The sequence below is a fragment of the Luteibacter sp. 1214 genome, assembly GCF_031455395.1.
Taxonomy (GTDB): domain Bacteria; phylum Pseudomonadota; class Gammaproteobacteria; order Xanthomonadales; family Rhodanobacteraceae; genus Luteibacter; species Luteibacter mycovicinus.
The window spans coordinates 228,707-241,461 of the sequence record NZ_JAVDSQ010000007.1; the positions used below are offsets into that span (position 1 = coordinate 228,707).

At 65.5% G+C, this 12,755-nt stretch carries 14 protein-coding genes and 1 pseudogene; 4 read left to right on the forward strand and 11 right to left on the reverse strand.

The features are described 5' to 3' along the window. The 4 genes from J2X57_RS16330 (at position 1) to J2X57_RS16345 (ending at position 2,777) form a co-directional block, all read left to right on the forward strand. Entirely contained in the window at positions 1 to 1,266 is a 1,266-nt protein-coding gene (locus tag J2X57_RS16330) for a glutamate-5-semialdehyde dehydrogenase (protein WP_309868761.1), read from the forward strand. 431 nt (positions 1,267 to 1,697) lie between these two features. Continuing rightward, positions 1,698 to 2,054 (forward strand): hypothetical protein, encoded by a 357-nt coding sequence (locus tag J2X57_RS16335; protein ID WP_309868765.1) that lies wholly within the window; start codon positions 1,698 to 1,700, stop codon positions 2,052 to 2,054. 73 nt (positions 2,055 to 2,127) lie between these two features. Next, positions 2,128 to 2,466: a hypothetical protein gene (locus tag J2X57_RS16340; protein WP_036111789.1), complete on the forward strand. Its 339-nt coding sequence runs from the start codon at positions 2,128 to 2,130 to the stop codon at positions 2,464 to 2,466. A 2-nt stretch (positions 2,467 to 2,468) separates the two neighbouring features. Continuing rightward, complete coding sequence (locus J2X57_RS16345) at positions 2,469 to 2,777, forward strand: hypothetical protein (protein WP_036111792.1); 309 nt, start codon at positions 2,469 to 2,471, stop codon at positions 2,775 to 2,777. Between the two features lie 19 nt (positions 2,778 to 2,796). On the opposite strand, the gene J2X57_RS16350 is transcribed toward J2X57_RS16345, so the two are convergent. The 11 genes and pseudogenes from J2X57_RS16350 to J2X57_RS16400 form a co-directional block, all read right to left on the reverse strand. Then, positions 2,797 to 3,498 carry a hypothetical protein gene (locus J2X57_RS16350; RefSeq protein WP_309868773.1) on the reverse strand — a complete coding sequence of 234 codons (702 nt, stop codon included), beginning with the start codon at positions 3,496 to 3,498 and terminating at the stop codon, positions 2,797 to 2,799. Further along, positions 3,495 to 4,775: a kynureninase gene (kynU, locus tag J2X57_RS16355; protein WP_308847477.1), complete on the reverse strand. Its 1,281-nt coding sequence runs from the start codon at positions 4,773 to 4,775 to the stop codon at positions 3,495 to 3,497. Before kynU ends, J2X57_RS16350 begins: the two co-directional genes overlap by 4 nt. Positions 4,776 to 4,793: 18 nt before the next feature. After that, positions 4,794 to 5,291, reverse strand: coding sequence for a hypothetical protein (locus J2X57_RS16360; protein WP_139382846.1), 498 nt, complete (start codon positions 5,289 to 5,291; stop codon positions 4,794 to 4,796). A 100-nt stretch (positions 5,292 to 5,391) separates the two neighbouring features. Next, positions 5,392 to 6,417, reverse strand: a complete 1,026-nt coding sequence (locus tag J2X57_RS16365; protein ID WP_036111806.1) for an amidohydrolase family protein — start codon at positions 6,415 to 6,417, stop codon at positions 5,392 to 5,394. Between the two features lie 183 nt (positions 6,418 to 6,600). After that, complete coding sequence (locus J2X57_RS16370; RefSeq protein ID WP_036111807.1) at positions 6,601 to 8,670, reverse strand: FUSC family protein; 2,070 nt, start codon at positions 8,668 to 8,670, stop codon at positions 6,601 to 6,603. Between the two features lie 115 nt (positions 8,671 to 8,785). Beyond that, complete coding sequence (yeiP, locus tag J2X57_RS16375; protein WP_043694912.1) at positions 8,786 to 9,349, reverse strand: elongation factor P-like protein YeiP; 564 nt, start codon at positions 9,347 to 9,349, stop codon at positions 8,786 to 8,788. A gap of 23 nt (positions 9,350 to 9,372) precedes the next feature. Then, positions 9,373 to 10,140: an SDR family oxidoreductase gene (locus J2X57_RS16380; RefSeq protein WP_036111813.1), complete on the reverse strand. Its 768-nt coding sequence runs from the start codon at positions 10,138 to 10,140 to the stop codon at positions 9,373 to 9,375. Positions 10,141 to 10,236: 96 nt separating this feature from the next. Beyond that, positions 10,237 to 10,806 (reverse strand): GNAT family N-acetyltransferase, encoded by a 570-nt coding sequence (locus J2X57_RS16385; RefSeq protein ID WP_043694910.1) that lies wholly within the window; start codon positions 10,804 to 10,806, stop codon positions 10,237 to 10,239. Continuing rightward, a complete protein-coding gene (locus tag J2X57_RS16390; protein ID WP_309868827.1) occupies positions 10,803 to 11,246 on the reverse strand; it encodes a GNAT family N-acetyltransferase in 444 nt (147 codons plus the stop codon). Before J2X57_RS16390 ends, J2X57_RS16385 begins: the two co-directional genes overlap by 4 nt. Positions 11,247 to 11,288: 42 nt before the next feature. Continuing rightward, positions 11,289 to 11,774 (reverse strand): annotated as a pseudogene (locus J2X57_RS16395) (GNAT family N-acetyltransferase); the annotation flags it as partial. A 79-nt stretch (positions 11,775 to 11,853) separates the two neighbouring features. Next, on the reverse strand, positions 11,854 to 12,753 hold the full coding sequence (locus tag J2X57_RS16400; RefSeq protein WP_079522904.1) for a hydroxymethylglutaryl-CoA lyase: 900 nt from the start codon (positions 12,751 to 12,753) through the stop codon (positions 11,854 to 11,856). Between the last annotated feature and the right edge of the window lie 2 nt (positions 12,754 to 12,755).

Here is a 12,755-nt window from a genome sequence, read left to right on the forward strand (position 1 = left end):
ATGACGGTTACCCTGCGCGAACGTGCCCTGGCCTGCCGCGACGCATCGACGGCCGTGTCCTCTCTCGATACAGCGGCGAAGCAACGCCTGCTGCGTGCCATGGCCGACGCGCTGGATGCCGACGTCTCCGCCGTGCTCGAAGCGAACGCCGTCGATATGGCGGCAGCGCGGGATAACGGCACCAGTGCCGCCATGCTCGACCGCCTTCGTCTGGACGACGCGCGTGTCGCGGCGATCGCCAACGCCATCCGCGAGGTCGCCACGTTGCCGGATCCCGTGGGCATCGCTACGCGGCGCGAGGTCCGGCCCAACGGCATCGACGTGGAGCGCGTACGCATCCCGCTCGGCGTCATCGCGATGATCTACGAGGCGCGTCCGAACGTGACCGCCGATGCGGCTGCGTTGTGTCTGATGGCTGGGAATGCCGTGATCCTGCGTGGAGGTTCCGATGCTATGCATTCGAACGTTGCCATCGCGACGGCTTTGCGTCGTGCGATGCGTGAGCAAGGCGTGCCCGAAGCGGCGTTGACGCTGATCGACGATCCGCGCCGCGACACGATGGTCGAGTTGCTGCAGCTGGTCGATATCGTCGATCTAGCCATTCCTCGCGGCGGGGAGGGGCTGATTCGCTTTGTCACTGAACATGCGCGCGTGCCGGTGATCAAACACTACAAGGGTGTCTGCCACCTCTACGTGGATCGTGACGCCGATCATGATCTCGCGTTGCGCCTGCTGATCGACGGCAAGACCAGTCGTCCGGGTGTGTGCAATGCGCTCGAGACGTTGCTTGTTCATCGGGATGCTTCAGCCGCCTTTCTTCCACGGGCCATTGCACGCCTGCGAGAACTTGGGGTCGACGTGCGCGGTGATGAAGGGACGCGTGCGCTGGTCGGTGATGTGACGCTTGCGAGTGAAGATGACTATGCGGCGGAGTTTCTCGATCTCGTGATCGCGGTGCGCGTGGTCCACGACATCGACGTGGCGATTGCTCATATTCGGCGGTTTGGTTCTGACCACACTGAGGTCATCGCGACGCGTGACGCGGCGGCTGCGGATCGCTTCATTCGCGCGATTCGTTCCGCCGTGGTCATGGTCAATGCCTCATCGCGTTTCAGTGATGGCGGTGAACTGGGTCTTGGCACTGAAATCGGGATATCGACGACGCGACTGCATGCCTACGGGCCCATGGGCGCCGAGTCGCTGACGGTGGAGCGCTTCGTCGTGCGTGGCGACGGTCAGGTGCGTCATCCTCATCCTGCTAAATGATCGCCAGGACACGAGCTCTGTCCGTACAGTCAGAAGCGACCAATGCAGAATTTTCTATGGATTGTCTTGTGGCTTCCCATGATTGCGTTGGGTCACACGTTGTCGACCATCCTGTTCAAAACAGGGTCACCGGCAAGCTATGCGTTTTTCATGGTGTGGCCCTTTGCGAATTTTTATCTCGCTTACAAACTTTGCAAGAAAGGTGACGATGTCCTGGTTATTCGACTAATTTCCTTTTTCCTGACAGAGTTGGCGATCCTTGCTGTTGTGCTTCTCTACTTTGGCTAGGTCCACCTGATTGCTGTCAACCTGTCGCACAGAGAAATCAGGCGCGAGCAAGTGCGGTAGATATTGTTGAAGGCGCTCGTATGAGCCCCGTCGAATCGTTGCTCGTCGCCGTATTGTCGTAGCTTTACAGGTGGAGGCTATCAGTGGGTGCCGGTGAAAATAGAAGCATTGCACCCGCGATCGCTGCGCTGCTCGGCGCATTGGTAGTCCATTACCTTGTCTACGCCTATCGCTTCATGTGGTATCTCGATAACGCCAACTTCGCCAAGCTGGTGTCGGCATACGCGGTCTTTCTTGCGGCAATTATCTTTGCCTTCGTGGTCGTTCCGAGGTGGTGGGTCATGGGGCCGCTTGCGCTGGCCGCCATGTTCGCACCGGCCCTCGTGGGAGTGCACTATGTGCTGCCGATCGGGGCAGCCTTTGTCTTGGTTGCCGTCGTGTGCGCGTCTCTCTTTGCGGGTGTCGCCGTATTGAGGTCTCGGGGACGAAACGCCCCCTAGCGGGTCGGCTTTTGCAGGCTTGAGGTTGGTGCCGGAGACTTAGAGCGTGTATGGGAAGCGGAGGAATCGCGCCATGGTCAGAATCCTCTCGTTCCTGCCCCTCGGAGCATCGATCGGTGTACTGATCTTTCAGATGTTCTCTTTCACGACCACCACTGAGCAAGTCATGGGATCGATTGCGGGTATTGCCGCGTATGGCTTCGTTGCGAGGGTCGCACGCCGGCCGTCCGCCTCGATGGGGTGGTCGTTTGCCGGGGTCGTTGTCATTGGTGTATTTCTCGGCCTGCTTCCGCCGCGCCTCCGCCTTGGCGGGGATGTCGATGCGTTCGTGCTGTTTTATCCCGTGGTGCATGCCGCGTTGCTTACGGGCTTCCTCACGCTTTACCGGTGCCGCTTCGCCAGCAAGAGGTAATCATGAGTTATCAACTCGTTCTTCAGTGGTGGCAACCGAACCTTCCGAGCTTCGATGAATTGCTTGCGATCGAAGAGGCGCTTATTGAAGTGATTGGGCAAGGTGGCGATGTGGACGGCCACGATGTCGGCGCATCGGAATGCAATATCTTTATCGAGACGGAAAATCCCGAAGCGTGTTTCGAGAAAGTCCGCGCCCGCTTCGACACCGCTCCCTGGTTTGCCGACCTGTATGTGGGCTATCGGAGGATGGACTCCGACGTATTCACGCCGGTATGGCCTGAATCGATGCCCTCATTCTCGGTCTCTTGACGCCTTCAGAGATGTCCGCTCAGGCTGGCCGCGCGAGCCCCGTGCGGATTTGCTCGGCGACGTGGATCATCGCGTACCACGCGCGTTCGATCGCGTCCGCGAGCGCATCCCGATCCAGCGCGACGGTTTCGCTTCGGCCGCCTTCGTCCGGTTCGTACTCGATCAACACCCGGTTCCCGTCGATCCAAGCCTGGTTTCCTGCAAGGAAGAGAGGATCCTCAAAACCTCCCGTCCCCGGCTCGGGTGGCATCGCGAACGGCGTGCGGCCATCGCGCGGCGCGTGACGAAGTAGCTCGATCACCCGCTCGTAAGACCCGTCCTCATCATCGAGTTCGAAATCCACGGCGTCCATCGCGGGACCTGCATACAGCTCAACCGAGCCCATGAAGATCACATGCGTGGCGTCGCCATCGAGACGGGCACGCGGATTCTTCAGCACGTCGCGTAACGCGGCCACGTAGCGCGATGTGACCTCCGGATGCTCACGCAGCCACACACTGCTGACATCCTCAACCGCCGTAACGTGCCCATCGGTTCTTGCTTCGACACCACGATGCGACACGGTCGCCGGGCGATCGGGCAGGGCCACAGGCAGTCCGCCAGCCTTGAGGCCGAACATCACGCGGCCCGGCGCGGTCCGCAGCCAGTGCGTAACGGCCTGCACGACGAACCCGTCGCCGCGTTCGCTATAGGGCGCGGGAAACAGCTCCTGCGTGCTCATGCCTGCGCCCCGCGCCAGGCTTCGATCGCCTCGACGGCGCCGAAACAATCAGCAAAGCGGTTGTAGAGCGGCGTCGGCGAAAGGCGGATCACATCGGGCTCGCGCCAGTCGCCGATCACGCCATGCTGCTCCAGATGAGCGAACAGCGCGCGCCCCGCATCGCGACCGGCGCGCACGCGGATCGACAACTGCGCGCCACGTTGTAGCGGATCGTTGGGCGTGACGATATCCAGTGCGTCGTCGAGCCGCGTGCGGATCAGCCAGTCGAGATAGCCGGTAAGGCGGCGGCTCTTCGCCACGAGAGAAGGCATGCCAGCCTGGGTAAAGATATCGAGCGACGCACGTAACGGAGCCAGCGCGAGGATCGGCGGATTGGAAAGCTGCCAGCCATCCGCACCGGGCGTCGGCACGAACTCCGGACCCATCTGAAACCGCGTGCTCTTGTCGTGGCCCCACCAGCCGGCGAAGCGCGGCACGTCGGCGCGCGCGTGACGGTCGTGCACGAAACAACCGGCAACGGCGCCAGGGCCGGCATTGAGATATTTGTACGTGCACCAGACCGCGAAGTCCGCGCCGCTGTCGTGCAGCGCGAGAGGCAGGTTGCCGACGGCGTGGGCGAGGTCGAAGCCGACCAGGGAGCCCTGCGCATGGCCGAGACGGACGATCTCCGCCAGGTCGAACACTTGTCCGGTGCGGTATTGCACGCCCGGCAGCATGATCAGCGCCAGGCGATGGCCGTGTTCGGCGATGGCCCGTTCGATGGCAGCCATCGACAACGTGCCGCCCGGACCGTCCGGCTGAAGTTCGATCAGATCGGTCGCCGGATCGAAGCCATGGAAACGCACCTGCGACTCGAGGGCATAACGGTCGGTGGGAAAGGCGCCGGCTTCCATCAGGATGGCCGGGCGCTCGGCGGTCGGGCGGTAGAAGCTGACCATCATCAGGTGCAGGTTCACGCCCAGCGTGTTCATCGCCACCACTTCGTGCGGCTCGGCGCCGACGACGAGCGCCATCGCGTCCCGGACGTACTCGTGGTAGTGCATCCATGGTGAGCGGCCGCGGAAGTGGGCCTCCACCGCGAGGTCGGACCAGTCGGCCAGTTCGGCTTCGATCGCCGCGCGCACGCTCGTCGGTTGCAGGCCGAGCGAGTTACCGCAGAAATACAGGCTGTCACGGCCCTCGTGCGGCGGGATGTGGAATGCGTTGCGGAACGCGCGCAGCGGATCCACGGCGTCCTGAGCTTCGGCCCATGCGCGCGTCGCTTCGAAACCGGTCATACATAGAGCCTTGCGAAATCAGGAGGGCATGCGGGCCGCCAGATCCGCGCAGCCCTTGTCGAACGCCGCGCTCCACTTCGCGTCACCGCCGGGGCGGATGCAGCGCAGCTGGATCGCATACCCGCCACTGTAGAAATAACGCTCGTAGTAGTCGAGCGTTACCGTACCTTCCTTGGCCTTGTAGACGTTTTCGGTCGGGCTGTTCGCCTTGCCGGCCGCGTATTCCGTCAGGCCCGAAGCGCGGCTGCGCATGTTGCCGGAGAACTGCTGGAAGCCGTTGAGATTGGGCACTTTCTGCAGCGTGACGGATACGCGGGCGAGGGTGGCATTGGCCGCGTTGGCGCCCGGTACCTGAAAGATCTGCGTTTCCGTTTCGCCCTGCGACTGCATGATCGGCACCCAGTTGTCGGGCACCGGGAAGCGGATCGCGCCATCGGCCATGGAAATATCGGCAGCGCCAGCGACAGGGCTGGCCAGCAGAAGGCCGAGCAGAAAGGCATGCACAGAGCGGTTCACGATTCGGATTCCCCTGGTCCAGCGGCGGTGCCGCGCTATCCCGCCATTTTTGCACAGTGCCGGTGCGCTTATGACGAGGGCCGCTGTGCGCTGCGTCACGTCACGCCACGGCAGCGACCGCCTGGAAACGGGACAGCGGCACGCCGAGCCATTCCAAGGCCGTACCGTGGAACAGGCGTGCCCGCTCGGTGTCGCCGAGGCCAAGCGCGTCGATGCCGCTGCCGGGTTCCTGCTCTCCCAGGGGGAACGGGTAGTCCGTGCCTAGCATGACGCGGTCCGTGCCTGCGGTTGCCAGCAGATAGCGGAGTGCCGCGTCGTCGTGCACGCAGGAATCGAAGAACAGACGGGAGAGGTATTCGCGCGGGTTTCGCGCGTTGTCGGTCGCGACAAGGTCCGGGCGCATGCGGAAGCCGTGCTCGATACGACCGATGGAGTAGGGAAAGCTGCCGCCACCGTGCGCCAGCATTACCCTTAACGCGGGCAGTCGTTCGAGCACTCCGCCGAAGATCAGGGCGCAGGCCGCGCGCGCCTGCTCGGCCGGCATGCCGACCAGCCAGGGTAGCCAGTACTTGGGCATGCTCTCGCTGCCCATCATGTCCCAGGGGTGCACCAGCACGGCGGCGCCGAGGTCGGCGGCGGCCTCGAAAAACGGGAACAGTTCCGGGGCGTCGAGGTTCCAGGCGTTGCAGTGCGAACCGATCTGCACGCCCTGAAGGCCGAGTTCGTCGATGCAGCGTTCGAGTTCACGTACCGCCAGGTCGGGCGCTTGCAGGGGGACGGTACCGATGCCGGCGTAGTGGCGACGATGGGTTTCGCACACGCGTGCCATGTCGTCGTTCAGGTGGGTATGCAGCTCCAGCGCCTGATGCCCCTTGGCCCAGTACGAAAACATCACCGGCACGGTGGAGACGACCTGCACACCGACGCCGAAGCGGGCGTAGTCGGCGATGCGTACCTCGGGGTCGAAAGCCGAGTCCCAGACTTCGCGGAAGAATTTGCCGTCTTTGTAGATGCGGTGGTGGCCGCTGCTATGGGTCATGACCGGGAAACGGTCATCGCCGTAGCGGGCCGCCAGATCGGGCCAGTCACGAGGCAGGATATGCGCGTGCGTGTCGATCTTGAGCATGGCCCGAGTGTATCCCCGCCGCAGGCCCGGGGCTTCTGGCGGTGCAACAACGGTGCCGCGCTGCCGCGCGGTAGGAGCGCGCCCTGCGCGCGAAAAGCCTATGGAGCGGCGACGCGGAAAGGGGAGCCGTTGCCCGCTGTAGGCTTTTCGCGCGCAGGGCGCGCTCCTACAGGCGGTTTGAGGTCAGGCCGGCGTCACCGACCGTCTCGTCACCACGTGCGCGATCGTATCCACGTTGTCGGTCAGGCGGTCGGTCAGGCGCTCCACCGCCTCGGCCAGCTCGCGATCGGTCGACCGCGCCAGCGACGCCATCAAGCCGCGCTGGTGGTCGCGCAGCAACGGGGGTACGGCGATGCCTTCGGTCCGGGTGAGTGCCTCGGCCTGCGCCCGCAACGCGACCGCCGCCTCGTGAATGAACGGTCCCACGTGCGTCCATGCCTGAGGCACCTCATCGACATCGATCAACGACTCCAGCGCCATCGCCGTGCGGGCTAGGCGGTTGCCGTTGGCGAACAGGGTCTCCGCGAGCTCGAGGAGGATGGCGGGCGTGCCCGGTTCGGCGCGCATGCGGTCGACCGAGGCCTGCGCGTTGGTCCGCGCCGTACGCGTGGCGGTGCGTACCTCGTGTCGCGTGCGACGGTCGGCCGGCGCGACCAGGGCATCGAGGTAATCCGCGTACGCGCAGAGCATCGTGGACAGGGCGTTGCGTGCCTGATGGCGTTCCCACGACGGCCATAGCAGATACGCCAGCAGGGCGAGCCCGCTGCCCAGCGCCGTGTTGAGCACGCGGTCGGTCATGGCCGCGTTCGGGTCCACGCCCTCGAACGACAGCAGGACGACGACCGTGCCGGTCAGTGCGGCGACGGCGATACCGTAGTGCGCCACGGCGAGGTAACGGAAGGCGACGCACAGCACGCCCATCACGGCCAGGTGCGCCCACGGCACGTCGGGCGTCAGGCGCAGCACGAAGGTCGTCAGCAACAGGCCGAGCACGGTACCGACCACGCGTAACAGACCGAAATTGAACGTGGCGGCGAAGTCGGGGCGCAGCACGATCGCCGCCGTCATCGGCAGCCAGTAACCGTGGGGCAGGGCGAAGTAGCGTGAGAGCGCGAAGGCGAGGGTGAGGACGACGGCGCAGCGCACCGCGTGGCGGAACGCGACCGAGCCAGGCGTAAGGTTGGCGCGAAGGGTGGACAGCGCCGAGCTGCTGCGCAGCGTTTCGGGCAGCGCGGTTTCAGCGCGCTGGGCGCGTTCTTCACCGCGCGAGCCGGCCCAGTTCGTGTTACGGACGACGGCCGCCAGCTGACCGGACAGGGCGCGGATATGACCGCTCAGGCCCATGCCACTGGAGCCGGCAAGCAACGCGCGCTCGCTGGCCTGCAAGGTGGCCAGCGCACGCTCGGCCCGCTGCGGCGGTTCGGCGGCGTCGAGTGCGTCGGCCGTCGCATCGAGCACGCGCGCGGCATCGGCGCGGAACATCTCGCTCATGCCGTCCTTCCGTGTGTCGAGCTCGGCCATGGCGATCAGTTCGAGACGCAGTCGTTCGGCCAGTTCGAGCAACACGCGGAACGCTTCCATGGCGCGGCCACGCGCGTGATGACGGCCGAGCAGGGTGATCTGCAACGTGTTCATCGCGTCGGCGAGGCCGGGGGCTTCGCCATCCTTCTGCGGCTTGCGTGCGAGATCCGCCAGCCCGCGGTAGACGACCGCGAGCGCCAGGCGCTCCGGGCGATAACGTTGCAGCGGCCACGCCGCGACCGAGAAGGCGGCCAGCAGCATGCCGCCGGCAAAGATGAGGGCGCCACCGCTCAGGGCGTCGACCAGCCCTTTCGGCGTCGCCGCCGTAATCACGAGCAGCAGCATGCTGGTCATGCCCACGCGCGCGATATCGGGGCCGAACACCACGAGCATGCCGCCGAAGAAACCGCAGACCAGGCAGGCGACGCACATCGGCAGGATCCAGTCGCCGATAAGGAACCCGACGAGCGATGCGGCACCGGCGGCCAGCGCGGCGAGAAACAAACGGCTGAGTCGCTGCTGATAGGGCCCGGGCTGGTCGGAGAACATCGTGTCGAGCGCGCCGGCCGCGATGCCGAGGCCGATCTGCGGATAGCCCAGCAAAATGCCGAGCGCCATCGGCAGCACCACGGCCGCGGTATTGCGCAGGGCGACGCGCACGGGCACGTCGGGTCGCTTCGTCCGGATCAGCGTGTCGATGACGCTGGCGCGAAGCGAGTAGCCGTTGTTCATGGGGTGGGTTTGCTCATCCGTTGAGCGGGCGATTGTGCCGCAGCCTTGCTGACTGGACGGCGAGCGAAAACGCGGAACGGCATCGATACCGCGCGATGCCGCCCCGCGACGCGCATTAAGCGCGGCCGGCGAATTCGCCGGTCAGCGTGTTGACGGTGACCTTTTCGCCCGTCGTGATGTACTCGGGCACCTGGATCTCGATGCCGGTCTGCAGCGTGGCGGGCTTCGACCGCTTGGTCGCGCTGGCGCCCTTCATTTCCGGGGCGGTGTCCGTGACGGTCAGCACGACCGACGTGGGCACCTGCAGGCCGACCGGTGCATCGTCGATCACCTGGATGTAGTAACCCTCGAGGTCCTCCACGACGTAGCCGGCGTTGTCGCCGACGACGCTCGCGTCCAGCGTGTACTGGGTGTAGTCCTCGTCGTCCATGAAGACGAACGCGTCGCCGTCCATGTACGAGAACTTCGCCTGGCGGCGCTCGAGGGCGACTTCCTTGATTTCGTCATCGGCGCGCACGCTGAGATCGAACTTGCGGTTGCCCGGGATCGAGTACAGGGTGAAACGATAGGTGACGTTGCCGCCGCGCGCGGAAGGCGCGCTGCGTTCGATATCGCGGACCTGGTAGACGGTGCCGTCGTTTTCGACGACGTTACCCTTTTTGACTTCGGATGCTTTCATGGCGTTCGGTGTCGTGGCTTGGATTACTTGGGAGCGAGACGGACGCCGCCGTCGAGGCGGATCGTCTCGCCGTTGATATAACGGCTGGTGAGGAGGAAGGCCACCGTGTCGGCGAACTCCTCGGGCTTGCCCAGGCGCGACGGGAACGGAATCGACGCGGACAGCGATTCCTGAACCTGCGGTGGCATGCCGTCGACCATCGGCGTCCAGAAGATGCCCGGCGCGATCGTGTTCACGCGGATGCCGAAGCGCGCGAGCTCGCGCGCCATCGGCAGCGTCATGCCGACCACGCCGCCCTTGGACGCGGAGTAGGCGGCCTGTCCGATCTGGCCTTCATAGGCGGCGACCGATGCGGTGTTGATGATGACGCCGCGCTCGCCGTCCTCGCCCGCCGCGTTGCCCTGCATCAGCTGGGCACCGGCCTTGGCGACGTTGAAGCTACCGACCAGGTTGACCAGCACGGTGGTGCTGAAGTTGGCCAGCGGCATCGGGCCTTCCTTGCCCAGCACGCGACCCGCGCCAAGGATACCGGCGCAGTTGATCACGGCGTTGAGGCCACCCATGGCGTCCTGCGCGGCGGTGACGTTGGCGGTCACGCCTTCTTCGGAAGTGACGTCGGTGCGGTAAAACGAAGCGTGCGAGCCGAGGGCGGCCACGGCGGCCTGGCCCTTCTCTTCGTTGACGTCGAAGAGCGCGACTTTCGCGCCGGCGGCGACGAGTCGCCCGGCGACGGCGTGACCGAGACCGGATGCGCCGCCGGTGATGACGGCCCTGACCTGTTCGAGCTGCATGGAAACTCCGCGGTGCGACTGGCAAAGAGGCCCATCTTAGCCGAGGCATCGGGGATTGGCTTTGTGCGGGAGCACACGCTCCCGCGTCGCCGACGCTCAGGCCTCGGCGAGGAAGGCCTGAATACGACCGGACGCGACCAGCTGCGCGAACGGAATGACGGCGGTCGGTGGATTCTGCGGCTCACTCAGGAACCGGCTGAAGACGCCGACGTCCCACCACTCGCCCAGTTTGTAGCCGGCCTTGGGCCAGACGCCGGCGGCCCGGAAGCCCATGGCTTCGTGCATGGCGACGCTGGTCGCGCCCGGCAGCGTGATGACGCCGACCGCCTGATTGATTCCCTGCAGACGCAGCGCCTCCAGCAGTACGCCATAGAGTCGCCGGGCGATGCCGCGACGGCGCGCTTTTTCGTGCACGTAGATCGACGTCTCGGCGACCCAGTCATACGCGGCGCGCTCGCGGAAGCGCCCCGCATACGCATACGCCAGAACGTCGCCGTTTTCTTCCCACACCAGCCACGGATGGTGCGCCATGCGCGCGACGATGCGCTCACGCATGACGTCGTCACCCGGCAGGTCGGTCTCGAAGGTGATCGCGCTGGTTTTCACCACGGGCGCGTAGATGGCGTGGCAGGCGGCGGCGTCGGCCTCGACGGCGATACGGATCACAGGGGTTTTTCCATGAAGATGCTGGACGGATTGGCGTGATGATCGCCGAAGGGCGGGCAGCGGTGGTAGCCCGATCGCTCGTAGAGTTCGATCGACTCCGTCTGTGCGGTGCCGGTCTCCAGTCTCACCTTCGTCCCACCGCCCGCGCGCACCTGGCGTTCGAGGGCCTCCAGCATCTGCTTGCCCAGGCCCATGCCGCGGCAGGCGGGCACGACGTACATGTATTGCAGCTCGACGTAATCGCCGTGGTCGACACCGGCACCGCAGGCCAGCGGTTGGCCGTCCACACGGGCCGTCATGAAGGTGGTGTCGGATCGGCGCAGGTTCTCCACGCCGATCGCCTGCGGCAGGGGATGGCGGTAGAGGTCGGACAGGTACCCGTGCAGCTGCTCGATCAGCGGCAGGACGTCTTCCTTGCCGGGGTCGTCGATGCCGAACACCAGCGAGGGCGGTTTGGGCGCGACGATCAGGTCGCCGTCATTGAGGCTGCGCAGGAAAAAGCGATCGCAGCTGAAATGGCCCGTGCCACCCATCGGAGCGTCGATCCGGGTGAAGCCATGCCGGAAGTACACGGCCTGCGCCGCGTCCATCCCCGTCAGCGTTTCCAGGTAGCAACGTGAGAAACCGGCGCGCCGGGCCGCGTCCAGACAGGCACGCATCACCTTCGAGGCGGCGCCGATGCCACGGGCCTCGGGCAGGAAATACATCTTGCGAAGCTCGCAGGTCTCGTCATCGCCGCCGTCCAGCGGCGCGATGCCCGCCCCGCCGATGGCGCGGCCGTCCTTCTCGACGACGAAATACGCCGCGCGTGGGCGGGCGTAGGCCGATGACATGGCGTCGACTTCGGCGTCGTGGATCGCGAAGCCCGGGCCGTCGGCGCCGAACTCCGGCATGACATGGCGTATGACCGCGGCGATGTCGGCATCGTCGCGGGGCTCGATGGGGCGGATCAGATAATCGGCAGGCATACGCCTGATGCTGCCAGCTTGGATGGGGAATGGCCAACTGCCCGGGCAGGAGCCAGCCCTGCTGGCGATGGGGGCCGCCTCAGCCCGCCATACGCGCCCGCGTCACCCGGCTTGCCGTTTCCTTCCCCAACTGCCCGGCCAGCCAGGCTCCCGTCTCCACCAGGCGGTCCAGATCGACGCCGGTCTCCATGCCCATGCCGTGCAACATGTACACCACGTCCTCGCTGGCCACGTTGCCCGTGGCCCCCCTGGCATACGGGCAGCCACCCGTCCCCGAGACGGCGCTGTCGACGACGCGGACGCCTTCTTCCAGACAGGCGAGGATGTTCGCCAGCGCCTGGCCGTACGTGTCGTGAAAATGCACGGCCAGCGCAGGCATCGGCACTTCCGACGCGACGGCGCGGAGCATCGCGCGCGCCTTCGCGGGCGTACCGACCCCGATCGTGTCGCCAAGCGAAATCTCGTGACAGCCCAGTTCATGCAGGCGGCGGGCGACACGCACCACGTCGGCCACCGGCACCTCGCCCTGATAAGGGCATCCGAGCACGGTCGACACATAGCCGCGTACCGCGACGCCATCGGTCCGCGCACGTTCCATCACCGGCACGAAACGATCGATCGACGCATCGATGGAGGCATTGATGTTCTTCTGGTTGAACGCTTCCGACGCGGCCGTGAACACGGCGACCTCGGTGGCGCCGACCTCGCGTGCACGCTCGTAGCCCTGCAGGTTGGGCACCAGCACGGGGTAGACCACGCCGGCCGCTTTCCGGATACCGAGGAAGACCTCGGCGGCATCGGCAAGCTGCGGTACCCATTTCGGGCTGACGAAGCTGGTGGCTTCGATCGTCGCCAGGCCGGTCGCCGACAGCCGGTCGATCAGTTCGATCTTCACGGCGGCGGGGAGCATGGCCTTCTCGTTCTGCAAGCCGTCGCGTGGGCCGACCTCGACGATGCGAACGTGGTTCGATGCGTTCATGG